We start from the raw sequence: 25,249 nt of genomic DNA on the forward strand, positions 1-25,249 counted from the left end.
TCAGGCCCGTCCAAATCGACTATCCAGTTCATCCAGACTTATTTTTACAAAAGTCGGACGGCCGTGAGGACAGCAATAAGGATTGTTTACTTTCAGCAGAGATGATAACAGAGATTGCACTTCATCGGCAGACAATTTGTCACCCGCCATAACCGACGCCCGGCAGGCCAATGATTGGGCTATTGATTTAATGAGATCGCCCCCCGCCTTTTTCAATTGACCGATATCATCGAGCAATTTTACGATTATTTTTGCCGGATTCTTATCTTTGAAAACCGGCGGTACTCCCTGGATAACAACCGAATTACCTCCAAAGGCATCAATTTCAAAGCCGAGTTTTGTAAGAGTTTCCTGACCGGCTTCGAAAGTCAAATATTCCTCGGCGGAAAGATCGACCGTTTCTGGAAATAACAATTTTTGTGAGGCGGCGCTTCCCTTTTCTACCTGTTCAAGCGCATATTCGTATAAAACCCGCTCGTGGGCGGTATGTTGATCGACAATATACAACTCACCGCCGATTGAAAGAACCAGATACTGACGCCCCACCTTTCCAAGATATACAATATCATCCGATGTTATTTCTTTGACCTCCGCCGCCGCTTGCGACGCGATAACAGATGTTTCATCTATCGCGGGAAGCCGGTTATCGCATCCGGCCGGTTCCGAGGTTGAAATTGATGTAAATGTATTTAGCGTGCCCGATATATTTTGTTGATTACGGTGTCGGTTAGAAAGTGGGGTTCGGGACAGCGGTCGCGATGACTGCAAATTCATATTCTGTTGCGACTGAAAACCGGAAGTATTGCCTTTCATCACTTTATTATAAGATTGATGATCGCTGGATGGAATTAAGCGCCAGTCTCTCAGAGCCTTCTTGACGATACGATACAGATTATCATGAATCGCGCGTTCTTCAGACAATCTAACCTCCGCCTTGGTCGGGTGGACATTGACATCCAAACGCGACGGATCGACGGTTATATAAATTACCGCCAGAGGAAATCGGCCCGGTGGAAGAAATTCACCGTATCCGGAAGTAACCGCGTGTATCAGGCTTGATGACGCGACAGAGCGTCCGTTTATGTACAAACATATCCGGGTACGATCATGCCGGGCATGATCCGGATGTGCCAGGTACGCCAGGAAATATACTCCCCCCATCTCAATATCATATTCGACAATTCCATCCGGCTTAACGCCAAACAAAGTGGCCATTCTTTCGGCAATCGGTTGATTCTGAGGTAACTGGAAAGTTTGCCGCTCATTGAGAGTAAGCTTCACGGCCACCGAGGGTTTACCCAATGCCATACGTTCCGCAACGCGGATAATCTGACGTAATTCAGTTGTCTCGCTTTTTAAAAATTTCTTGCGGGCGGGAGTGTTGAAAAACAGGTGTGATATTTCCACTTTGGTGCCAATTGGAGCCGACACAGGCCGAAAATCCACTTCCCTGCCACCTTCAATAGCAATAAAAGTCCCCTCGTTTTCCTTATAATGTCGAGTTGTCAGACTTAAATGCGCGACCGAGGCAATTGAAGGCAATGCCTCTCCCCGGAAACCGTAAGAATTTACCGCAAATAAATCATCGGCGATTCTTATCTTGGATGTAGCATGGCGGCTAAAAGCTAATTTGACCTGCGCCGTGGGAATCCCGCATCCGTTATCGACCACACTAATATATGTCGTCCCGGCTTTCTCGGCCGTTACTTCAACGGACGTCGCTCCGGCATCAAATGAATTTTCAATCGCCTCTTTAATTACCGACGCCGGACGCTCAATAACCTCGCCTGCCGCGATTTTATTTATTAAATTTCGATCTAATTGCTCAATCGGTCTGGCAAATTTGTTATCTGAAAAATTAGTCATTCTCGATATCTTTTTTAATTTGAGACAAAAACTCAAGCGCTTCAAGCGGGGTCAAATTATCTACGTCAAGTTCCTTAATCTTTTCAACTATTAGCGAATCTCCCGAAGATGCCGCTTCGTCAAATAATGTCGGTTGATTCAGGCGAGCATGCAATCCTCGAGCCAATTCTGATTTCGCGAATTCCCCCGATTCGAGGAGTTTGAGGATCTCTCTCGCACGAGATATTGTGCCTTTGGGAAGCCCGGCCAGTCTCGCCACTTCGATTCCATAAGAATCATCACACCCACCGGGAATTACCTGATGTAAAAATATAACTTCCTTGCCCCACTTTTTCACCGTTACCTGGTAATTTTTTATGCGGGGATAAATCGCGGCCAAACCGGTCATCTCATGATAATGAGTGGCAAATAAAGTCCGAGGAGTTCCGGACGGATGCTGTTGGATAGTCTCGGCAACCGCCCAAGCCACCGACAATCCATCGAAAGTTGATGTACCTCGTCCGATTTCATCGAGCAGCAATAATGATTTTTCAGTCGTGTTATGCAGTATATTCGCCGTTTCAACCATCTCGACCAGAAATGTTGACTGCCCGCGGGTCAAACTATCGGTCGCCCCTACCCTGGTAAAGACGCGATCAACAATTCCGATTTTTGCTTCCTGCGCCGGCACGAATGACCCGATTTGCGCAAGAATAACGATTAAACCGGTCTGACGCAGCCAGGTCGATTTCCCCGACATATTCGGTCCGGTCAAAATTATAAGGGATGTATCCACATCATTCAAATTGGTATCATTGGCCACGAAGTTGCCGGAGCCTAAAATCTGAGAAAGAACGGGATGAAATCCCTGCGTTAGATTCAACGCGCATTCGTCGGCGATTTCAGGCTTAACATATTTTTGCTCTCTGGCTAAGACAGCCAGGGAATTGACAACATCTATTTCCGCCAAAAAATCCGCAAGAGAAATTAATTCCGGGAGGGCTTGAGAAATATCTTCCACCAGTTGTTCGAATAATTGATGTTCGAGGCGATTGATTTTTTCTTCAGCCTCCAAAATCAAGTTTTCCTTGATTTTCATTTCTTCCGTAATGTATCGCTCGGCGTTTACCAAAGTTTGTTTCCGAATATAATTTTCCGGCACCTTATCAGTATGGGTTCGAGTGATCTCGATGTAGTATCCAAAAACTTTATTGAATCCGACTTTTAGAGAAGGTATTCCCGTGCGTTCTCTTTCCGATGCAGTCAACCCGGCGATATAGTCCCGGGCATCTTTTATTGAAAGATTTAGCTCATCCAATTCCTTCGAATAGCCGTCGCGAATAACGCCGCCGTTGTGCGATGTTGGTGAAGCGTCTTCTCTGATCGCCAAACCGATTTTTTCCGCAACCGGCTTAAGAATTGGCGCAGAAGAATAAATCGTTTTAAACATCGATGACGATGATTCCGACAAATAACTTCTGATTTCTTCAGCGATTAGCATGGCATCCCGTAAGGCAAGCATAGTCCGCGGGTTGGCCTTACCTAATCCCAACCGGCCGTTTAATCTTTCCAGATCTGGAATTTTCTTAAAAAGCAGCGAAATTTTGTCAGACTTCAAACTATCGTTAAATAATTCGACCACTCCGCCCTGGCGATACAGTATCTTATCTTTTTCTATAAAAGGAGCCGCAATCGACCTGCGCAGTCGCCGCGCTCCAAATGCCGAGCCGGTGCGATTGATAGCCCAGAAAAATGAATGCTTCTCATCCCCTATGGCCAGGTTAGAAAAGAGTTCAAGGTTTCGTATTGTCGCGGCATCCAAAAGCATACGCTGGTCGGCCAATCCGATTTTAATTCCCGTGATGTGCTTTAACCTATCCTGCTTGTTATCCTGTAAATATCTAAAGATCGCTCCCGCCGCCGATACACTTCGCTTCATATATCTAAGGCCGAAACCATCGAGGGTTGAAACAGAGAAAAACCGGCACAGCGTCTCTTTGCTCAAACGAAAATCAAAATAGATATTTTCCAGAGGAGTGATATTTTTGGTCGAACCGTTTTTAGTTATTCGCTCAAATAAATCCGAGGAATTGTCATCGGGCGTTAATAGTTCTTTTGGTGGAGCCATGGCCAAACGATCATAAATAATATCGGGATCATCCTCAATGACTGAAAATTCTCCGGTCGACAACTCCAGCCGGGCCAGCGCCATTTTTTTGTTATCTCCAAATAAGGCGGCCAGGTATGAATCATGCGAGGGAGCCAGCGAGGATTCCAATGTTGATGTTCCGGGAGTGATGATTTCAACCACATCCCGCTTGACAATCCCTTTGGCTTTTTTGGGGTCTTCGACCTGCTCACAAATAACCACTTTCCTGCCGGCGTCGATCAGGCGGGGTAAATATTTATCCAGCGCATGATGCGGGATGCCGCAGAGTGGAATAGAGTTCTTGGCATCCCCTGAACGGGATGTCAAAGCAATACCGAGAATCGGCGCCGCTTCGACAGCGTCATCGCCAAACATCTCATAAAAGTCGCCCATGCGGAAGAACAGAATTTTGTCGGGATATTTGTCTTTGAAGCGGTAATATTGCCGCATCATCGGCGTCAAACCGCTATTTTTCATCATTGGTAATTACCTTAAAAGGTTCGTTCTCACCCATTTCCAATTTTTGCCTGGCCGTCACAGCCTCCTGCATAGTCGCAAATTTGCCGGCCAAAACCACATAATATTCGCGGCCGGATATTCTCCGTTTCTTAATCCGACTATCATAGCCATAGCTTTCCGCCCGTTTTTCCATATTCCTGGCATTGCCCTTATCGGCAAAGACACCAACCTGAACCGAATAAGTAATGCCCTCAAAAACCTCTGTGGATTCTTGTCCGGATTTTTCGTCTGAGATGTTTTTCAGGGCTTCCAGCAATTCTTCTTCTCCGATAGCGTGGCGATATTGTTCCCGCAAAATATTATAATTAAATAAAGCCCGCTCAGCGTTATTATTTTTAAGCCCTATCTTAGATAAAAGGATTAAACTGGCGGCAGTTAAATCGTCATTTGGAGAATTATTGATCCTTCGGCACATTGTCGTTGCCGTCTTATAATTCCCTTTTTTATAGGCGTTTTCCGCCTGATAAAGTCGGGAATATTGACCGAAATAAGAAGCGGGATATTCATCGCTCAATAGTTTAAAATATCTCCCCCGGCTTTTCGAATCGCGCGTTTCATAGGCTGACAATATTGCCAAAACCTGCTCCCGAAAACGGCTCGTTTCCCATATATCAAGAAATGATTTTCCGGAAGATATCACTTTTGATGTATCGTTTTCCACCGCCGCCAATTGAATTAGCCTGAAATAGGCTTCTTCCTGATACTTGCCGTCAAGGTCAGACCGGAGCGCGGCTTCAATTTTATCCTGTGCCGATTTGCCGTCCGGCTCCAGAAGCGAAGCCATAAAAAGACGATTCCCGTCTCTAACGGTTGTCTGACGTAATTCGGAGAATTCGTTTTTGGCTCGGCTTATTTCGCCCTTTGAAAACAATTGATAAATTTCATCAATTTTATCATCAGCGAGACTTATACCCGAAATACCAAAGATAAATATCGTGATTAATAAGTACTTCATATCCCGGTAGTATTTAGTTAAAAGAATCGACAGCTTTGCACCGAGGACACAGCCAGATTTTATTATCAACCACCAAGTCGCATTCTTTGCACACAAAAGACTTGGCTTCTCGTTTCACCGCAATTTGCATAATCTGTTTGAAAATATTTTCGGCCGCTTCTTTGCGATCGGTTTCGCGATTCAGGCGGTACAATCCGAGTTTGGCAATAAGAGAATCGGGGTGATGATCCTGACCCGCGACGAAGTGTTCCCGTGCCGTATTGGTTTCACCTTTTTTCTCGAGGAAATAGGCCAGTTCCAGGCGAGCCGTCAAATGCTCGGGAAACGCCTGCAGAAGTTTCGCCAGAGTATCAGCGTATTCTCCGTAATGTCCGACCTCAAAATAAGCCCTTTTCAACCGCTCAAAGACAACCTGGCTTTTGCGCGGATTGAGCGCGACAACCTTTGTCCAGTATTCCAGGGCATCGTCAAGACGCTGCTCACCATAATAACTTTCCCCGATGGCAACGTATGCGGCCAGACAATTCTTGTCAATATGCAGGGCTTCTTTATAAAACAACCGCGCCCGGTGAGTATCGCCTTTTTCGCTTAATTCATCCCCTCCAAAAACTTTATACAGCGCCAGGAGAGAACCGGAATCAACTTTTTCAAGTTTGTCAATTTGTTTTCGGGTCAGGGCCGCTTCTTTCCATTCACAATTTTTCTCCAGCCATCTCAACAAAATTTGCAGCGCGTTTCTATTTTTCGGCATTAACTTCAATAATTCTTTTATGGCTTTTATGGCTGTCTGCTCGTCTCCGAGAGCATGATAATCTTTATATAAAGCCATGAGAATTTCTTGTTTCTCCGATTCCGTCAGATTTCCTCGATGCGTTAAATCTCGATGAACCTTCATGGCTTGATCATATTTTTTCCGGCGGCGGAATATATTGCCCAGGTGAATATAGGCATGGATATTACCGGTATCGTTTAAGACCGTCTCCTTGAGCATCGCGAAAGCCTGTTCATCCTGATCACGTAATAATGCTTTAAGACCTTCAATATACGTTCCCGGATCAGGTGAAAAGGTTTCTTCTTGTCCGCGCCGAAACCAGTAAACGGCGATAGCCGCCGCGACAACAATGGCTAACAGAAAAAGATAGATTGCTTCGGTCATTTGTTTTCATCCTTTTCTGAAAGTATAAAACTATCCGACGCTTCTTCAATCGGACGATTGCGCAGAGCGGAAATCTCAGAACTAAGTGAATCGGCGAGCCTCTTAAATTTCCGAATATCCGATATTTGCCTGAAATATATTGAGACGAAAAGCAAGAAGGAAATCAATACCCCAAATGTAAATGCCATATAAGCAACTACGATCATCGGAATATTGATATATTTGGAGAAGAATAAATCGACTGTCACCATTTCCTGAGCGTTGAACACCGCAAATCCGATCAAAATAACAATCAGAATGACTATCAAAACGGTCCAAAATGCCCACATATATCCTCCTTGATACAGGTAATACAACAAGAAGTTATATAACAGATAACTTTTTGCCGGTCAATATAAAATAACCCATTTCAGCTATGCTAAAACAGGTTATGAAAAACATGCTTTTCGGAAATTATTCTTTGGCTTCGGCGAATTTAATACTATTAACCACTGCGTTCCAAATTGGAGTATAATTCGCGCTCGTTTGGTATTCACTTATAAAATGCATCATATATATTTTACCGTCCCGAACCGCAAAAAACATCCACCCCGTCAGATAATCATTAATAGCATTAGCCCGATCAGAACCACGATTCGAAATTTGCATTTCATATGCTTGACGGACTTCCAGGAGCGCGACCTTTGTTTTCTGGATCGATATATTTCCGCTTTTTAATATATCATGAGGCTTGGCGATAATTTTGAAATGTCTTAGGAAAAACTTTTTCTGTTTGGAATTAAACTCAGGATTGAGCATAGTTGCGATAAATTCATCGACGGTGGAACTGCAGGTATCTATCAATAGTTTCAAGGTTGGTACCTGGGCATAATCCTCATTGCCCCCCAAAAAATGACGAGGATATACCGGGCTTTTATCCATTAATGTCAACCGAAGCGATATTTTTGATTTTGAGCCTATCTTGGCTGAATAACCATCCGGAACCGCCAGAGATATACCGTGATCTTTATCCGTGAATATCTTATCCTTTATCTCACCGATCTTGCCCGCACTGACAGTACCCCCAATAAATATAATCGAGAAAAATACGGTTAACGTTATACGAAGCGATTTTTTCATGATCATCCTCCCTAATTCTTTTGTGAATAATCAAAAATTATTCATCAATTGTCAAGGATTTTGATAAATTTGTCGTTACTTACTGATACAATTAGGCGGTAATAAAGTCTATTATTTTACCAAAACCGCCTTGAAAAACGCAGATTCGTTACGGGCATGAGCCCTAAATAAATAAATTCCGGAAGAGACATACCGACCGGCATCGTCTTTTCCATCCCAGTAAACTTCAGTGTTTCCAGCCAAAGAAGGAACGGCAGAAGCTGACAGTGATCGTAATTTCCTCCCTAAAATATCATAAATATCGATTGCGATTTTTTCCCCGACCGATCGAAAATTCTTTAATACCAGCGTGATTGATGGATTGAAAGGATTTGGATATCCATTTATTGACGGCTTTTCGACGACTATATTATGGGGAAGATTCTCTTCAACGCTTGTCATCGGAATTGAATAAATATAGACAGCCTTCTCATCCGAGGCGGCAATATAATTGCCATGAACGGCTAATTTGGAAACCGGCTTTCCCCCTGAAAATAGAAGTACATCCGATAAAGGATTGGACATATTATAAACGAATATACCATCGTCGCTGGCCACATAAATATTTCCGTTTTCCATTTCCAATTGAGAGGCATTAGCAATTGAATGAAACAGGAACAAGGCAGGGATATAAGGTAATCCGGGGCTATTAGTCACCGAGGCGTAAAAACCATCAGATGATGCCATATATATCATTGTATCATCAACTAAGAAATCATTGACCTGGCCATAGATCTCGGTAGCATCGATCAATTGTAAACCAAAATCATTTTCAATTACATACACTTCAAGCTTATCGTCGGATGTTCCGCGATATAACAAATTGTCCCTAAAACAAACCGCAGTAGTGGTCGTTTCAAACTCCCAATTGATAATATCGAGAGTTATCCCGTCGATATCCCTTCTGACGCCTTTCATAAATCGCAGGTAATAGGTATAGATGAGATCGCCGTTATAAAAATAATCTTCGATGATTCGAGGTTGACCTAATGAAATCGATATCGAGAAAAAAGGTTGGATTAAATCAGGATTGCCGAAGCCATTATCCAACGCCGGGAAGATCATCCCGGTCATATGATCCCCGACAAATATCGTATCTCCTTTTGAAAACATTCCCGCCGGACGATAAGGAGGATTAATCAGACGCCCGGAACGAACGGGATTATCCGGATTTGAGATGTCATAGATTTCATAGCGATTGTTTGGTCCGATGGTATGCAACCTTGAATTGTGAAATTCCAATTGTTTTATCGGTCCCGGAGAAGCATACACCATGCTCGGGTATATTATATCAAGCGTTTGCGGGTCGTCTATAATGTAAGTAACAAATCCTTTTTCCCTGTGCGCGTAAGTTATATAATTGTGTCCTTTATATGAAAATACTTCACCAAAACCAAGAGTTTCATTTATGGGGAAAATCTGATCAATTCGTGTTTCTCCTTCACCATAAATCAATTCGAAACCCACCGCACCATTGGAGATAACCGTACCGTAATTTGTAATGAATATATTATCGCCGCGAATAAACGATTCTCTCGTTTCAAGGTAAACAGGATTAGCGATATCGCCAATCGAACCGACCATATATCCGGTCGGACGAATTCCGGCGTAAATTGTGTCGCCATAAATTGAAAAAGAAATGGCCTGTTCGGGCAGCAACATTTGAGAGACCGCCTCGCCAAATCCTTCGGAATCCGGTTCGTAAATCAGTAATCCGTTATAATCGTCAAGGGCGAACAGACGAGACGATGATACTTCGAGATCAATCACCCTGATACCGGTCATACTGCTGTCATCAAACAGGATGTTTTCCGGGTCGGATATGTCATACCGGACCACGCCGTCATATTCAATCGCGGCGTATAAGAAATTATCCACATATTCCCAATCCCAAATTTCCCATTCCGGTACAAATGACCCCATCATTTGAGGCGCCGCAGGATTTGATATATCTACCAGATATATTTCTCCCGATTCGGTCTCGGTGACCAGCAAATCATCAAACACTTGTATTTTGTAAGGATCTCCGGGAATTTCAACATCCGAAAAAAGATATTTTTTTGAATAGTCATAATCAAGATTTACAATGCCGATACCGTTTTGAAAAGCGCAATACAGATAATTGTCTTGCGCTTTAACATCTCTAATATCATTCCATAAAAAGGAACCATGATATATAAAATCATCGGCCGCGCCTAAAGATGCCAGCATAATCAATATGACAAGAATAAATCTAATCATTTCATTAAAATCATTTTATGCGTTGAGATTCTTTTGGTATCACTGAGGCGCACCAGATAAATTCCGGAGGCGACAGGTTTTCCCGTATTATCAGTGCCGCTCCAGACAACCTGATGCGATCCGGCCGGATAATATCCGTCCGCCAACCGGTTTACATGCTGACCCAGGATATTATAGATATCCAATTTAATATCCCCTCCTCGATCCAGAGTGAATTGAACAGTTGTTTCAGGATTAAACGGATTAGGATAATTGCTTGTAATTTCAAAAGTCAGGGGTATGTGGGAATTTGACTCATCGATTGCCGTAGGCGTTCCTCGATGGGGATTGACACCGGTATTTTTATCGTCTCCTAAAAATTTCGGCCAGAGCATATTTTCGGGTATATATGGCGTTCCCAGATTCCAGACAAAAAGCTCGTTAGCGTCGCCGCATAAAATAATCTCCGTCGTGCCATCACCGTCCAGATCATCCACCACCGGAGTATTTGGCGTCGAATATACTCTGGATGCCGGCGTCGGAGTTATAATGGGGAACCCGGGAGTCGGAGTACCATCCGGTTCCCAGACATAAATTTTCTCATAACTCGCTGTATATGGGAATAAATGCCCGGCTCGACTGATAATATTTTGAGTGCCGTTACCGTCTAAATCGGCGATTATAATATGTCCCAATGTATTTTGGACCGTCAGCAATAATCCTCGAGGCAGATATGACGGATTATCTTTGCACGGCGATCCGTCATGATTAAAAGCATAGACATGAGCGAAATCCCAATTATAATAGGCAATGATAACCTCTTTGCGTCCATCCCCGTCAAAATCGACACTCACCGGTACAGTAGAAATCCAGTCATCAATCGCGGGTAGAAAAACCGGCCACCCCGGCAAATCCTCTTTCCCGTTCTCTAACGCCCAGATGCCATTGGCTCCGCTGGCATCTTCACCGGCGACAATTATTTCGAGAGTACCGTTCTCATCAAGGTCAGCCAGGACGCCTCCCCCTGTCAGGCGGATATTACGAGCCTGCGGCGATTCCCATCCCGGCAAGGCCAGCCCGTTTCTTCCATTCCAGACATACACTCCGGATTCATCAATCGTAGTGCCATAAATTGCGACTACGTCAATCGTATTGTCATTTTCCAAATCTGTTGCCGTCACAAACGGGGCCGATAATCCACTATTAGTCAAAGTATCAAAGATATTCGGATCAAGAGCGGTAAACAGTCCATCGAGCGAATAAAAATAGGACGTGCCGTCAAATTTGTATGCCCTGACCTCACCGTATGGCGACATATAGAGCGCTACCGAATCGGAATAATCGAATAACTCGGTAGCCGTCACAACCGGATAGGTATAGTAAGTCATACCGGTCGAGGCTTGCCGTGGCCATCCGCTCAATGACTGACCCATATAATTGTAACAAGCCAAAATACTTTTACCCGAAATGATAATATCAGTCAACCCATCCCCATCAATGTCATCAAAAGAAGGTATCGCCCTCATATCCTTATCAGTATCAACCGGAAATCCGGGAAGAATTGAGCCGTCATCGTTATAGGCATAAACGCCGTGATCCGTCCCGACCACAATTTCTTTTTTACCATCGCCGTCGATATCAGATGTACCGGGAGAAAAAGCCATAAATCCGGGATGAGCTTTCGGAAATCCGGATCGCATAGTATTGACAATATTAATCTCGGCTAAATCTGAATAAACCTGGGCCCCGCAATGTGATTCTATCTTTAGTATATATGATCCGGTTTCGAGTGAGAATATCGGCCAGTCAACCACGAATTCATCGAAGTACATCTGAGGACTACTAAATATCTTACTATATTCACTCGCATCCGCCGCATGATAAGAAGCTACGACGGAATCATATTCCTGGCCGAAAGCCGATCCATGAATTGAAATTAGGTATTTATACTCTTCTCCATTTATCGGGGAGCTTAAATAAGCCCCACCCGCATTAATCAGGCGGCATGTTATTTCATGATTTCCTGCTTCGCTATCAAGTCGAAAAGTATAATATCCTACCAGTCCGTCGCTATCCCAGATAAAAAATTGTGAATCATCCGTAGCCGTCGATGTCTCTTTAAGCAGAGTCCATTCTTCCGGAAATTTCCCTTCGCCCACATAAAGTCTGGCAAATCCGGAATAATCTCCGGTGACTGCGATTCCGATCGGAATATCGCCCCGGACAATCTCCGCGTTGCCGGGATTTGTCAGATAAACTGTCGGCCCATTAAGCGATTGAAAAGCGGTTCCGACGTTGAGACGCCCCCAGCCCGATAAAGTATCATATCCAGGCAAATTATCGCCGGTATTGAAAGGATCCAGAATATCATCAGCCGTTTCTCTGAGAGTTTGTTCAATCGCTGCCGCATCCAAAGAAGGATTAAAAGACCATAACATTGCCGCCGCTCCAGCGACCAGCGGCGCCGACATCGAGGTGCCGTCGGCCAGAATATAATCTTCGGCAATAATGCGCAGCCCCGGTTCCTCATCTTCATATAAATCGGTATTTCTTGCCCGAAGCGATAAAATATCCCGGCCCGGCGCGACTATATCAAGAGATGGCCCGTAGGAAGAAAAATACGTTACATATCCGTGAGAGTTTGTTCCCCCGACTGTAAACGTTTCGTCAAAACCCGCCGGAACAACCGTGATGCTATTTCCAAAGTTTCCTGCCGCCGCAACCAGAATGCATCCACGGCTATGCGCATATTTTATTGCTTCGTGAAGTATCCCCATCTCATAGGGAGAGCCCCAGCTCAGGTTCATAACTCGTGCGCCCATTTCTACGGCATAAATAATGGCCGGAACCGTCACAGATTGAAACGCCCTCGGGAAAATTTTGACAGGCAAAATCTTTATATTTCCCGGAAAACCCGAAATTCCCGTTTGATTCCATTTGGCAGCGATCAAACCGGCGATATGAGTCCCGTGACCGACATTATCGGACGGATCGCTATCTCCAATGGCGCCGAATACCGATAATGAATTTCCGGAAAAATCCCATCCCACATAATCATCTACTAACCCATTATGATCGTCATCGATGTCATTGCCCGGAATATCATCTTGATTGAAAAATATATTTCCCTGCAGATCGGGATGTCCGTAATCAACGCCCGTATCGAGAATTGCCACAATCACCTCAACGGCGTCAGCGGGTACGTTATCATAAACCGTTGACAATTTGATATCTTCACCCGCCAGGCCGGTTGCCAAATATAAAGTATCATTGTTTTCGCCTTCGTGACGAATAACTCCATAGTATTCTTGACCGCTGTTATGATAATACCATTGATATTCAAACAAGGAATCCGATGGCCAGTCGAATAATTCCATTTTATAATCGGGCTCAACCAGACGCACTCCCGGACTCTTTTGAATATTGCCTATTACGTCCATTACATCAATTGTGTCAGGAAAATCAAGAATATACAAATCCGCCAGAAAAGTCTCGCTGGCCGCTTTTTTCCCAAAATATTTTGTAGAATAACTTTCCGCCAATGAGCGTAAAGTCCATCCCTGATAAAAGCCTGCGTCGGTTGCGCTGACTTTTGAAAAGAGTGTATTTAATGTGGGCCTAAAACCGTTATCTGTCAGTATTAACACTTTGCCCGGTTGATAAGAAATATCTGAATCATTGGCAGCACCGGTAACGCTCCCCAGTAAAATTAACATCAGGATTATCTGGCTACTGTAAATAACGGTTATCTTCATTGGCTTTCCGCGCTGGCTATTTCTCTAATTAAAGTTAATACGAAAATAAATTATGTCAAGGCATCATTAACATAGCCTTATTGTCTAAATTTCTGGGCGGTGAGGATTTACTTAAAGACGGTTGGCAAGACAATATATAAAAATATATTTCTATTTCAAAACCAAATTTCTGAATCTCTCTGCGAAAAGAACAATGATTCTAACGTCCGCGAATTTTGCGGCGCGAAAGGCGAAATCGCGAACGACGGCTGAGCAATTTTTTTCGGCGCAAAATACCAAATATCCTCCACCAGCCCCAATCGACTTTTGGCGCCAGTTCAGATGCGTCCTGAACCAATTCTGATATCGAACTAAAAGGATCTTCCGCCACCAGATTAACGATTATTTCTTCCGGCTCGGCGTTTGGGAAAACAATTCCGGAATCTCTTTGTGTCCGCGATTTAGTGCCGGGAGAAAATGCGGATTGTATCCTATTACCGGTTTCATCAACGATCTTATCAGCCGTCTTCCATACTTTTTCAGTATTCGGAGATTCCGCATGTGAAATATTAAAGGCGTCTTTGCCCCTTTCGATGGAATCAAAAGCCTGAATAATATGTTCAAATTCCAGGAGTTCATAAATCTCGTAAACATTGGGTATCATATTAACGAGTTTAATATCTCCGGATTTTTGCCTGATTTCCTGAATTTTGGAGACAAAAATCCCCCATCCTGCCGATGAGATATAGTCCACTCCGCCCAAATCAATCAGGATTTTATACTTGTCCTGCCGGAGCAAAGTATCAATCGCGACTTCAAGCTCGGAAGCGGTCAGGGTATCAACCACGCCGTCGGCGCGAATAATTGATAATTCGCCTGAAGGGCCGGCTTGAGATAATGACAATCTTATATCTTCCATTGCGTTCACGCTAAAATATAACCTACTATAAAGAAAATCGCCACAAAATAAGCGAAACTTAACCCCCGACCGTTATGAAATCAGCCAAGGATTAAACCAATTTAATACTCTATATCTGTACGGTTTTCTGTATTTTCCCGGCCCGCAAAACTCCATGCCAAAATTAATCTATCAGAATTACGGATTTTACTCTTTATTTATTTTATAATCCTTTAACTTTTGCCTTAGAGTATTGCGATGAATTCCGAGAATATCGGCCGTTTTCTGCATATTCCATTTTTCGGAAATCAAAAGCGCCCGGATATGTTCTCGCTCCAAATCAGACAGGCTGATTTTTCGCAAAGGCGATTTTTTAGTTTCAGAAACATTCAGACCGGGTAAAACATCTATATCGATTATATTCTCAATCGATAAAACAACGGCTCTCTCAATAACATTCTGAAGCTCCCTGACATTCCCCGGCCAATCGTACGCAACAAGAAGCGATGCCGCCGATTCGGAAATACCTTCAATCTTTTTATTCATTTTAATTGCGGATTTTTTTATAAAATATTCGGCCAGTGTCAAAATGTCGCCCCCTCTCTCACGAAGTGGAGGCATTTCAATATTAACGGTATTTATTCGGAAGAATAGATCCTGCCTGAATTTCCCTTCCTCTATAAGTCTTTTCAAATCCCGATTAGTGGCTGAAATGACCCTGACATCAACTTTTTTGGATTTATCGGAACCCAAAGGTTCAAAGCTGCCGTCTTCCAGCACGCGCAGAAGCTTGGCCTGCATCGCTGGCGTCATATCTCCAATTTCATCCAGGAAAATCGTTCCTCCATCGGCCAACTCAAACCTTCCCGGTCGCTTTTTATCGGCCCCGGTAAAAGCGCCCTTTTCATGGCCGAACAATTCGGATTCCAACAGAGTTTCCGGAAGTGAAGCGCAATTTAGCGGTACAAATCGATTTTCTTTTCGAGGCGACAGTCGATGCAGTATTTCGGCGATAAGTCCCTTTCCGGAACCTGAGGGGCCGGTAATCATAACGGTCGAATCGGTCGGCCCAACCCGCGAGACAAGAGAACGCACCTGCATTAGAGCCCCTGACTCTCCAATCAATTCAGGTATATCTGCCAATTCCATCTGGGTTCGTTTTAGTAAGTCAATGTCAACTATCAGTCGGTTTTTTTCTGCGGCCCTTTTTAAGTTTATAAGTAATTCTTCAAGATTGACAGGTTTGGTCAGATATCCGTATGCTCCACTTTGCATCGCTTCAACGGCTGTTTCCACCGTACCGAACGCGGTTAAAACTATCACTTGAATAAAGGGATTTATATCTCTTAATTTACTCAGCAATTCAAGACCGCCCATTTCCGGCATTTTCATATCGATTACAGCGACGGGAGCGAATATATTGGAATATATATCCAGAGCCTCCTGACCGTTTGATGCCTTCGAAACCTGAAATCCTTTTTTTTCCAAAAAGCCCGACAGCATATCGCGCTGGGCGGCCTCGTCATCGACAATTAGAATTTTGGGCATATTTTTATCCCTTTAAGTATTCCTATTTGTACAAAAAAAACCTTTTCTCATGCCGGAGAAAAGGTTTTTTTTCGGATTTTTCTATTTAATTATTCTTTGGGACCAATATTAAATATGACACCGGCGCGTATTATCAGGAAATTATTATTATCCAGCCATGGATAATCAACGCCTTTAAATTCGCCGGTAACGCCATCCATTAAATCAGTTTTGTAACCGCCTTCAAAATAAAGAGCCCCATATTCATTGGTCTTCCAATGCAATCCAAGCGCGACATCAACTCCCAAAGCCGGTGAATAAGATAATTCCCGGAAGGTAACGCCGCCGTTACTGGTTACTTTGGTGATTAGTTTGCTGAAAGCCAGTCCGCCTGAAACCTTAACGTAGGGCGAAAAAGAAGACTCAGAAAGATCCTTAATAAAATATTTTGTGTAAATACCAAAATCGAAAACCCGATGATTTAGGTCGATATCGTTTGCTCCCATATTGTTCATGCTGAAATACAATCCCAGAATCAGGTTTGATCTAAAATAATATCCACCCCCAATAATGAAACCTAAGCCACCCGTGGCATTAAGACTATCGGGTACCAAATCATTTTTCATATAACCGCTCGGTGAAGTAAAATTGCCCCCGACAAAACCTTCGACATAAGGCTCATCTTCATATTGCGCCAATACCATCGAAGAAAAAACAAAAAACGACATAACAACTGCGAAAAAGATTTTACGATTCATATCCACTGCCCTACATTACCTCGTTAAGATTATACCGGCTGCTTGCATCCGGCGATTAAATTTCAATAATATTAGATTAGGACGTACTTTGTCAATAGAAAATGCAATTAATCTTTGAAGCCTGACCAATTATTTTTGTCGGGCCCCAAATTGCCTGCAGTCTATTCCTGACCCTTTGACGCCTTGTATTCCTCCTGCAATTTCTGTGAGATATCAGGGGGAACTTCTTCATAATGCGAAAATTCGCGAGAATAAACTCCCTGTCCCTGTGTCATCGACCTCAAATCAACGGAATATTTATACAATTCAGCCTGAGGCACGCTGGCCCTGACTCTCTGCCTCTTACCCAGAGGATCCATACCGATAATCTTGCCGCGGCGCGATGAAATATCGCCCATGACATCACCGGTGTAATCGTCCGGAACGAAAATTGCAACATTATAGATTGGTTCGAGAATAACCGGTTTACAATTCGGGTAACCGTTCCTAAAGGCCATTATTCCTGCCATCTTAAACGCCATGTCCGAAGAATCTACGGAATGATAAGAACCGAAATAAACCGTTACCTTTGTATCAACTACCGGCGAGCCGCATAGTATCCCTTCCTGCATCGCCTCCACAACCCCTTTTTGGACCGAGGGAACAAACTTACTGGGTATGACTCCGCCCTTAATCTCATCAGAAAATTCAAATCCATCGCCCCGCGGTTTGGGCTCCATCCTCAGCCAGCAGTCACCATACTGACCCCGCCCCCCGGATTGCTTCTTATATTTTCCCTGGATTTCAGTCTTGGCGCGAATAGTTTCACGATATGGAATTCTCGGACGATCAAGCTCTACTTCAACGCCGAATCGGGTCTTTAATTTATCGACCAACAAATCAATCTGAGCATCACCCTGGCCAAAAAGCAAAGTTTGCCTCAGCGCCGGGTCCTGCACAACCCTAAAAGTCGGATCCGACTCATTAAGCTTATTAAGCCCCAATCCCATTTTTTCATCATCGCCTTTGGCCTTGGGTCTGATGGTCATATCCATTACCGGCTCTGGATAATCCGGCTCCGGCAAAATAACCTGATTGCTTTTAATGCAAAGTGAATTTCCGGTATGAGTGTTTTTGAGCTTAACCAGCCCCACGATATCACCCGCGTTGGCTCCGTCAACTTCTTTGCGGTCTTTACCGGTTAATTCATAGATCTGGCCTACTCGTTCCGAACCGGTTTGTACATTGGTTAGCTCCAGTCCGGAATTGATTTTTCCGGAAAAGACTTTAACCAAAGAAAGATCGCCGACATGTTGTTCACTAATTGTCTTAAAAACGTAAACCGCGGTTGGATTGTCCGTAGAACAGGCAATCTCCACTTCTTCGTCATTGCCGGCGTTTTTGGCTTTTACCGGAACTACCTCAGATGGATTTGGCAAATATTCAACGGCCAGATCAAGAATCGATGACACGCCAATATTACTGGTTGCCGCGCAGGCCAATACGGGATAAATAGATGATGAGGCGATACCATTTTTTAAGCCGGCTTTAAATTCATCATCCGACAGGGTGCCTTCTTCAAAGAATTTTTCCAATAAATCGTCATTTGATTCCGCGACAACCTCTACCAATTTTTCACGGGCCGCATTACAATCAGATTGCATGTCTCCGGGAATGTCACCGAGAGTTTGCTTGCCCTTATCGTCAAATGAGATCGCTTTCATCCTGATCAAATCCACAACGCCGGAAAATTTATCCGCCGCGCCGATCGGAATTTGAATCGGGATAACTTTATTGCCGAATGCTTCCTGTAAAGCCGCCAAATTTCGATTGAAATTCGCGTTTTCCTTATCGAGGCGATTCACAGCGAAGATGGTTGGTTTCCTGGCCTTTTCCAGAAAATTAAAATACTGAAGAGTTCCGACCTCAACTCCACTGCCGGCATTGACCGTCATAATCGCCGAATCAACTACCGCCAGACCGGAGAGAACCTCGCCCACGAAGTCCATATGACCGGGAGTATCCGCGATATTGATTTTAATATTTTTCCACGGGCAATTTATTAAGGATAAGTTCAAGGATGTTTGCCTTGATTTTTCTTCTTCGGTGTAATCGGAAATTGTCGTACCCTCATCCGTCGAACCGAGCCGGTTGGTAACACCGGCGGAATAAGCCATTGCTTCGGCTAAAGTCGTTTTTCCGGCGCCGCGCTGTCCAACCAATCCAATGTTGCGAATCTTGTCTGTGGTCATAGCCATCTTAGGAATATCCTCCTCAAAAAACACAAAATATCAAATTAATATAGACGCACAAAATAAGGCCAATTAAAACATTTGTCAAATTATTTCGGGCATGCTCTATACTTATTTAAGCGCTGATTTTAGGATAATTAAGAAATATTAAGAGCCACCGAGCGGGATCGAACCGCTGACCTACTGATTACGAATCAATTGCTCTACCATCTGAGCTACGGTGGCTTATTAAACAAAAAAGTGCCGCCCCGCAGAATTGAACTGCGGACACACGGATTTTCAGTCCGTTGCTCTACCGACTGAGCTAGGGCGGCATCTGCATTTAGATGTGCCAATTTATGAAAACTTAAGCTCTTGTCAACTCCAAACTTTAAGGATTTATATTTAATACTATCTTTTGCCCTCGCCTAAGAATGCCGCACCGATAAATCCGGCATCATTACCCATCCGGGTAGGAACAACTTCCAATGTTTCAGCGGCTACCGGCAGACATTCCGACATAATCGTTTCCCTGGCGATATCGACAAATTTATGCCCGCCTTCAGCAACTCCGCCCCCGATTATAATCAGTTCAGGATTCAATAAATTTACAATTCCCGATAAAGCCACCCCCAAAATTCGCGCCGATTCATTAATTACGTCATGAGCGATTTTATCTCCTTTGTTCAAGGCGCTAAATACCCTCCGGATCGTGAGTCGTGATAAATCCCCACCCAGAATATTTTGAAAGGCAGGAGTCATCTCCTGCTCGAGACGATTTTTCACCCGCATCAAAATGGCACGAGATGAAACTAATCTCTCAAGTATATCCGATTCAAATCCGCCTGATTTATCTATAATAATCCTGGTATGACCAATCTCACCGGCCGAATAATTGCTGCCATGATAAATTTCACCATTTCTAATTATGCCTCCGCCAATACCGGTGCCGACAGTCAAACAAATTATATCTTCATAACCCTGTCCCGCGCCAAATCGATACTCGGCCAATCCGGCGCAATTGGCGTCATTATCAATAAATATGGGGATATTTAAATGCTCCGATAATCGGTCTCGCAAATGAAACCCGACCCATCCGGGTATATTAGGACATGCCCCGGCGACTACTCCAGTCTTGACATTAATCGCTCCCGGCGACCCGACTCCAAGGTAGCCAACAGGCAAATCCAAATCATCCGCTTCAAACAGTAATTGTTCGGCGCAATATATTATTTTTTCAAATAATTTATTGGGCAGTCCGGTTCCGGGAGTGGTGATTTTTCCCCGAAATTTAATCTTTCCATCTGATTCAACCAATCCATACTTGATATTAGTCGCTCCGATATCAATCCCGGCAAACAACATTCTATTTATCGCTTCCTTTTACTTCCGGCGATTTGTCGTAAATAATTTCGACGAGCATAAAAAACCGTGATTGCCGTCAGGATGTAATAAGCGACCGTTATTATCGCAAGAGTCTTGATCTCAAGAATATTCGATTGAACGAATACAATAAGGTAAACGACAAACGAATGGATAATTACCGCGTATAGCCAAAACAACAAGGTCTTTCTTCGAGCAATCCCATAGCCTAATAAAGCCCCAAGAGCGGTATGAAATAATATGGTAAATGCTCTCTCAACAATTGTTGCCACGGGTAAAACTCCCGCTTGAAACATAGGACCCGTAATATAAGATGATTCGACAAATCCCAGACCCGCGCCAACAAACGCGCCAATATGCAGTGCGTTTATCCTCTTATTATTTAATAGTGTTACAAGAATCATCAAAAGTATTAGTTTAAATATCGCATGAAATATGCCAACCATAATCGAAGAACCCAGGGCCGGAACATAAATCGATTCATCGGCTTGAATCGCCGGGAAAAGAAACTTTAAGGAATATTCCTGCTGCAATGGAATTAGAGAAATCATCAGAAAATAATAAAGGATACCCCCGGCAATGAAATATATATACGCAACCTTCAATCGTGTAGCTTCACGCCCCAGAAACAACACCCAAACAAACGCGCACAGTAAATAGGCGCCATAAATTGGCATTCTTCTAATATGGTTGGTAAAAAATCCCTCATCCTCAAAAACTGCTGCCGTGCCCGAATCTTCAAATACGTTTCGCTCAAGTTCAAATACAAGATTGCGATTGGGATATTCCAGCCGAACCAATTCGTGCCGCTCATTAATGAACACTGTCAAATCAGCGGGGTAAATCATTTTTACTTCCCAGACTGAATCAGCGAAATTTCCATATCGAATCGCCGTTTTTCCAATCACATCAAATTCATAATCAACATAGTACCGACTCTTAAAAGTATAAATTGGAACCTTTATGTTTTCAGCAGGATTGAGATCATTCATCGCCAGAATGATTTCAATTTGATCAAACATATTATCATCGCAGGAGAACACCGGCCCGGGAACATGCGAATAGTAATTATAGCTTACATTTTCATTGATTGTCATATTGATTTTGTTCTCAATTGAGTCAAAGTGAGCAATAAGAGTTTCATACACGGTATCAATTGTAATCGCCATTTCAATATTATTGAAGGTTCCATCGGGATGCAGATAAAGCTTACTTTCAGTCATGCGAATATCACTGATACCGATTTTTATAAAATTCAAAAAGAGGTTTTCCTCAATCTTCCAGAGTCCATCCTCCATCCCCGTATTAGTGGCATCAAGTTTTCCCACCTCAATGCTATCTACCAAAAACTTGTAAGTTTTTTTCTTACCCTCGGGCCAGTAATCAGACAATGATGGTGCCCGCTGTAAAACCTGGGCCGAAACCGTAGAAACAGAAAACATATAAATAATGATTGATAGAACTATCTTCTTCACTTAATCCTCCGGGAATATTTCCAATTTTTGCCATTATACATATAGAATCGGAATTTTGCCATAAATAAAAAGCCCGGATTGAAATATCCGGGCCAAAAAGATAATTTTAAAAGCTTATAACGATTTTCTTATTTTTTTATAAGCCGCTAAAGACGAGGCCGTCAGGATAATTTTCGCAACCGCTCCCGGTAGAAACGGATATAGTCCCATTACCAGAGCTTGTCCTTCAGGTGCGTATAGCGACACAACGGAAACACCTGGAATAAATATCACAACCGTCCCTGTCGTCAAAACCGCCAGAAGCTTAGAATAATTCATTGACTGAATTTTCTCCGACAACAAGCCGACAACAAACGCAGCCGCGGCGAATCCTATCAAATATCCTCCGGTTGGACCGATTAATTTAGCGATTCCAGCCGAGCCGCCAGCGAAAACCGGCAAACCCAGCGAGCCCTCAAGCAGATATACAATTACCGTAAAAGTTCCTCGAAGTGGACCAAGGAACAAACCGCAGGCCAATACCGCCATAGTCTGCGCCGTAACCGGAACGGGTGAAAACGGCAAAGGAAATTGAATATACGACGAAGCAATCAACAATACGTTAAACGTCAGCATATATATTACCTGCCGCCCCAAAGTTAATTCACCGACGTAATAATTATGATATACGGCATCATGCGTTTTCAAAATTTATCCTCCAGATTATTTAGCCATAACGGATTTCAGAACATCGCGAGCGATAACAATTCGTTGGATTTCCGAAGTACCCTCGCCGATTTCACATAACTTGACATCCCGCAGGATTCGTTCGGCGGGATATTTATTGGTTATTATGCCAACCTCACCCAGAATATCCAAAGCCCGTTCAGCCGCCCGCCGACCAACTTCAGAAGCATAGAGTTTGGCCATCGCCGATTCTTTTGAAAATTTCACCCCGGCATCTTTCATCATTGAAGCACCATATACCATGTAACGTGCCGCTTCTATTTCAGTCGCCATATCAGCCAGTTTCCATTGAATCGCCTGAGTCGTCCCGATTGGTTTTCCATTGACCGTTTTCTCGGCGGCATATTTAACGGCACATTCATAGGCGCCCTGAGCCAATCCGAGAGCCATGGCCCCTATTGATATTCTACCGCCGTCAAGCGTAATCATAAACTGCTTGAAACCGTCGCCCAATTCAGCAAGCAGGTTTTCGGGAGGAACCTTAACATCGGTAAAATGCATAAAAGCCGTATCCGACCCTCTCAAACCCAGCTTATTTTCCTTTTTACCAATCTCGTAACCTTCCCATTCTTTTTCAAGAATAAACGATGATATCCCTTTAACACCGGGCTCATCCGACGTCTTCGCGGTAATCACTGAAGCAAAAGCATTCGATGCCGAAGTAATGAAACATTTGGTTCCGTTTACTATCCACCCATCTCCGTTTTTGACAGAGGTAGTTCTTGTGGCTCCGGCATCGGACCCCGCTTCAGGTTCGGTCAAACCAAAAGCCAAAAGTTCGCCGCCCTCAGTACCCCGGGGCAAATATTTCTTCTTTTGATTCTCCGAACCAAATTTATGTATTGGAAAACAACCGAGGCTATTGTGGGCCGCGATAATAATACCGGTCGAACCGCAAACTCGCGATAGTTCTTCTACCGCGATTGAGTACGACACAGTATCAACCATAGAACCGCCGTAATCTTCGGAGACAACCATCCCCATAAGCCCTTCTGACGCGAGATCCTTTAGGCTCCCAACGCGGAACTTTTGTTCCTCGTCAATTTCGGCCGCATAGGGGGCTATCTTTTCCTCGGAAAAATCCCTGATTTTTTCTCTATATTCAAGATGTTTTTTATCTAAAAACACCATTAATCCTTAAGTAATTGGCGTGATATAACTATTTTCTGAGCTTCAGTCGTGCCCTCATAAATTTCGGTTACTCGGGCATCGCGAAAATACCGCTCAACTGGATATTCTTTCATATAACCATATCCGCCATGTATCTGAACCGCTTCATTGGCGACCCAATTCGCCGTCTGCGAACATACCAGTTTCGACATAGCCGCTTCAGTAGCGATAAATTGACCATTATCCTTCATTGAAGCCGCCCTCAACGCCAATAATTTGGCGGCGTCGATTCTGGTCGCCATTTCGGCCAGCTTAAATTGAATCGCCTGAAAATTACATATCGGTTGGCCAAATTGTATCCTCTCCTTGGAATACTTGAGAGCTTCTTCATAAGCGGCTCGTGCGATTCCAAGGGCCTGAAATGATACACCAATCCGGCCATTGTTGAGCAGAATGACCGCCATTTTGAATCCGGTTCCTTCCTCGCCGATTATATTGGCAGCATCTATCTCGACATCCGTAAATGAAATTTCGCGAGTATCGGAAACTTTGATACCCATCTTCTTTTCCGGAGCGCCAAGATTCACGCCGGGAGTACCCTTGGGAATGATAAAACAGGAAATACCTTTGGAGCCTTTGTCCGGATCGGTAACCGCAAAAACAATATAAAATCCGGCCAACCCGCCGCTGGTAACAAAGGCCTTGGTGCCGTTAATTATATATTTATCACCCTTCTTTACCGCCGAAGTTTTAATCGAAGCGGCATCGGTACCTGCATCAGGCTCAGTCAGACAGTATGAGCCAATCGAGCCGGCGGCCATTTGAGGCAAATATTTTTTCTTTAATTCATCCGAACCGAATCGATTCACTGCTTCACAACAAAGCGAATTGTGAACCGAAATCATGATCGTCAAACCGGCGCAAGCGGCCGCCAGCTCTTCCATGGCCAGATTAAAAGTTACCGAGGGAAGCTCCAGACCTCCGTATTCTTCCGGCAACATCATGCCAAAATATCCCAATTCGGCCAGTTCGTCCAAAATTTCCTGAGGTACATTTCCCTCCTCATCCCATTTTTCCGCGTTGGGAAAGATGCGTTTGGCGGCGAACTCGGCCGCCGCTTCCTTGATCATCAGATCATCTTCGGTGAGATTAAAATCCATTAATTGGACTCCTTACTCGTAGTTATAAAATCCTCAGCCGGATTTTCGACCAAGATAGCCGGCCTGAACCATTTTTCTAAGTAAAGGACAGGGACGATATTTGGGATCACCCAGTCCGTCATGCAGCACTTCCAGTATCGCCAGGCAAACATCGAGTCCGATAAAATCAGCCAATGTCAGCGGTCCCATTGGATGAGCCAAGCCAAGCTTCATCACGGTATCAATACCTTCCGCCGTCGCCACTCCTTCCATGAGCGTGTATGCGG

The 25,249-nt window shown here is 43.8% G+C and carries 18 protein-coding genes and 2 tRNA genes; all 20 read right to left on the reverse strand.

The features are described from left to right. A complete protein-coding gene (gene mutL, locus V3V99_09815; protein ID MEE9442950.1) occupies positions 1-1,866 on the reverse strand; it encodes a DNA mismatch repair endonuclease MutL in 1,866 nt (621 codons plus the stop codon). Further along, complete coding sequence (gene mutS / locus V3V99_09820) at positions 1,859-4,474, reverse strand: DNA mismatch repair protein MutS (protein ID MEE9442951.1); 2,616 nt, start codon at positions 4,472-4,474, stop codon at positions 1,859-1,861. Before mutS ends, mutL begins: the two co-directional genes overlap by 8 nt. Continuing rightward, positions 4,461-5,468 (reverse strand): SPOR domain-containing protein, encoded by a 1,008-nt coding sequence (locus V3V99_09825; GenBank protein ID MEE9442952.1) that lies wholly within the window; start codon positions 5,466-5,468, stop codon positions 4,461-4,463. The genes mutS and V3V99_09825 overlap by 14 nt, the downstream gene beginning before the upstream one ends. A 13-nt stretch (positions 5,469-5,481) precedes the next feature. After that, a complete protein-coding gene (locus V3V99_09830) occupies positions 5,482-6,624 on the reverse strand; it encodes a hypothetical protein (protein ID MEE9442953.1) in 1,143 nt (380 codons plus the stop codon). Further along, entirely contained in the window at positions 6,621-6,953 is a 333-nt protein-coding gene (locus tag V3V99_09835; protein MEE9442954.1) for a LapA family protein, read from the reverse strand. Before V3V99_09835 ends, V3V99_09830 begins: the two co-directional genes overlap by 4 nt. Positions 6,954-7,077: 124 nt before the next feature. After that, entirely contained in the window at positions 7,078-7,743 is a 666-nt protein-coding gene (locus tag V3V99_09840; protein ID MEE9442955.1) for a hypothetical protein, read from the reverse strand. Between the two features lie 111 nt (positions 7,744-7,854). Beyond that, positions 7,855-10,023 carry a hypothetical protein gene (locus V3V99_09845; GenBank protein MEE9442956.1) on the reverse strand — a complete coding sequence of 723 codons (2,169 nt, stop codon included), beginning with the start codon at positions 10,021-10,023 and terminating at the stop codon, positions 7,855-7,857. Then, entirely contained in the window at positions 10,020-13,757 is a 3,738-nt protein-coding gene (locus tag V3V99_09850; protein MEE9442957.1) for a S8 family serine peptidase, read from the reverse strand. Before V3V99_09850 ends, V3V99_09845 begins: the two co-directional genes overlap by 4 nt. 199 nt (positions 13,758-13,956) lie before the next feature. After that, positions 13,957-14,655, reverse strand: coding sequence for an STAS domain-containing protein (locus tag V3V99_09855; GenBank protein ID MEE9442958.1), 699 nt, complete (start codon positions 14,653-14,655; stop codon positions 13,957-13,959). A gap of 186 nt (positions 14,656-14,841) precedes the next feature. Beyond that, positions 14,842-16,182, reverse strand: a complete 1,341-nt coding sequence (locus V3V99_09860; protein ID MEE9442959.1) for a sigma-54 dependent transcriptional regulator — start codon at positions 16,180-16,182, stop codon at positions 14,842-14,844. An 89-nt stretch (positions 16,183-16,271) separates the two neighbouring features. Continuing rightward, complete coding sequence (locus V3V99_09865; GenBank protein MEE9442960.1) at positions 16,272-16,919, reverse strand: hypothetical protein; 648 nt, start codon at positions 16,917-16,919, stop codon at positions 16,272-16,274. A 161-nt stretch (positions 16,920-17,080) separates the two neighbouring features. Continuing rightward, the gene (gene fusA, locus V3V99_09870; protein MEE9442961.1) at positions 17,081-19,156 is read right to left on the reverse strand and encodes an elongation factor G; all 2,076 of its coding nucleotides are present in this window, start codon (positions 19,154-19,156) and stop codon (positions 17,081-17,083) included. Positions 19,157-19,302: 146 nt separating this feature from the next. Beyond that, positions 19,303-19,375: transfer RNA gene (locus V3V99_09875), tRNA-Thr, on the reverse strand. Positions 19,376-19,391: 16 nt separating this feature from the next. Then, positions 19,392-19,464, reverse strand: a tRNA-Phe gene (locus V3V99_09880). A 76-nt stretch (positions 19,465-19,540) separates the two neighbouring features. Then, positions 19,541-20,494, reverse strand: coding sequence for an ROK family protein (locus V3V99_09885; GenBank protein MEE9442962.1), 954 nt, complete (start codon positions 20,492-20,494; stop codon positions 19,541-19,543). A 5-nt stretch (positions 20,495-20,499) separates the two neighbouring features. Beyond that, the gene (locus V3V99_09890; protein MEE9442963.1) at positions 20,500-21,987 is read right to left on the reverse strand and encodes a hypothetical protein; all 1,488 of its coding nucleotides are present in this window, start codon (positions 21,985-21,987) and stop codon (positions 20,500-20,502) included. Between the two features lie 114 nt (positions 21,988-22,101). Then, a complete protein-coding gene (locus V3V99_09895; GenBank protein MEE9442964.1) occupies positions 22,102-22,674 on the reverse strand; it encodes a biotin transporter BioY in 573 nt (190 codons plus the stop codon). Between the two features lie 15 nt (positions 22,675-22,689). Beyond that, on the reverse strand, positions 22,690-23,844 hold the full coding sequence (locus V3V99_09900; GenBank protein MEE9442965.1) for an acyl-CoA dehydrogenase family protein: 1,155 nt from the start codon (positions 23,842-23,844) through the stop codon (positions 22,690-22,692). Further along, positions 23,844-24,983 (reverse strand): acyl-CoA dehydrogenase family protein, encoded by a 1,140-nt coding sequence (locus tag V3V99_09905; protein MEE9442966.1) that lies wholly within the window; start codon positions 24,981-24,983, stop codon positions 23,844-23,846. Before V3V99_09905 ends, V3V99_09900 begins: the two co-directional genes overlap by 1 nt. Positions 24,984-25,016: 33 nt before the next feature. Beyond that, positions 25,017-25,249 (reverse strand): 3-hydroxyacyl-CoA dehydrogenase family protein (locus tag V3V99_09910; protein MEE9442967.1); only part of this gene is annotated, 233 nt, incomplete at its 5' end.

This window comes from Candidatus Zixiibacteriota bacterium (assembly GCA_036480375.1).
In the GTDB taxonomy this organism is placed as follows: Bacteria; Zixibacteria; MSB-5A5; order GN15; family JAAZOE01; genus JAZGGI01.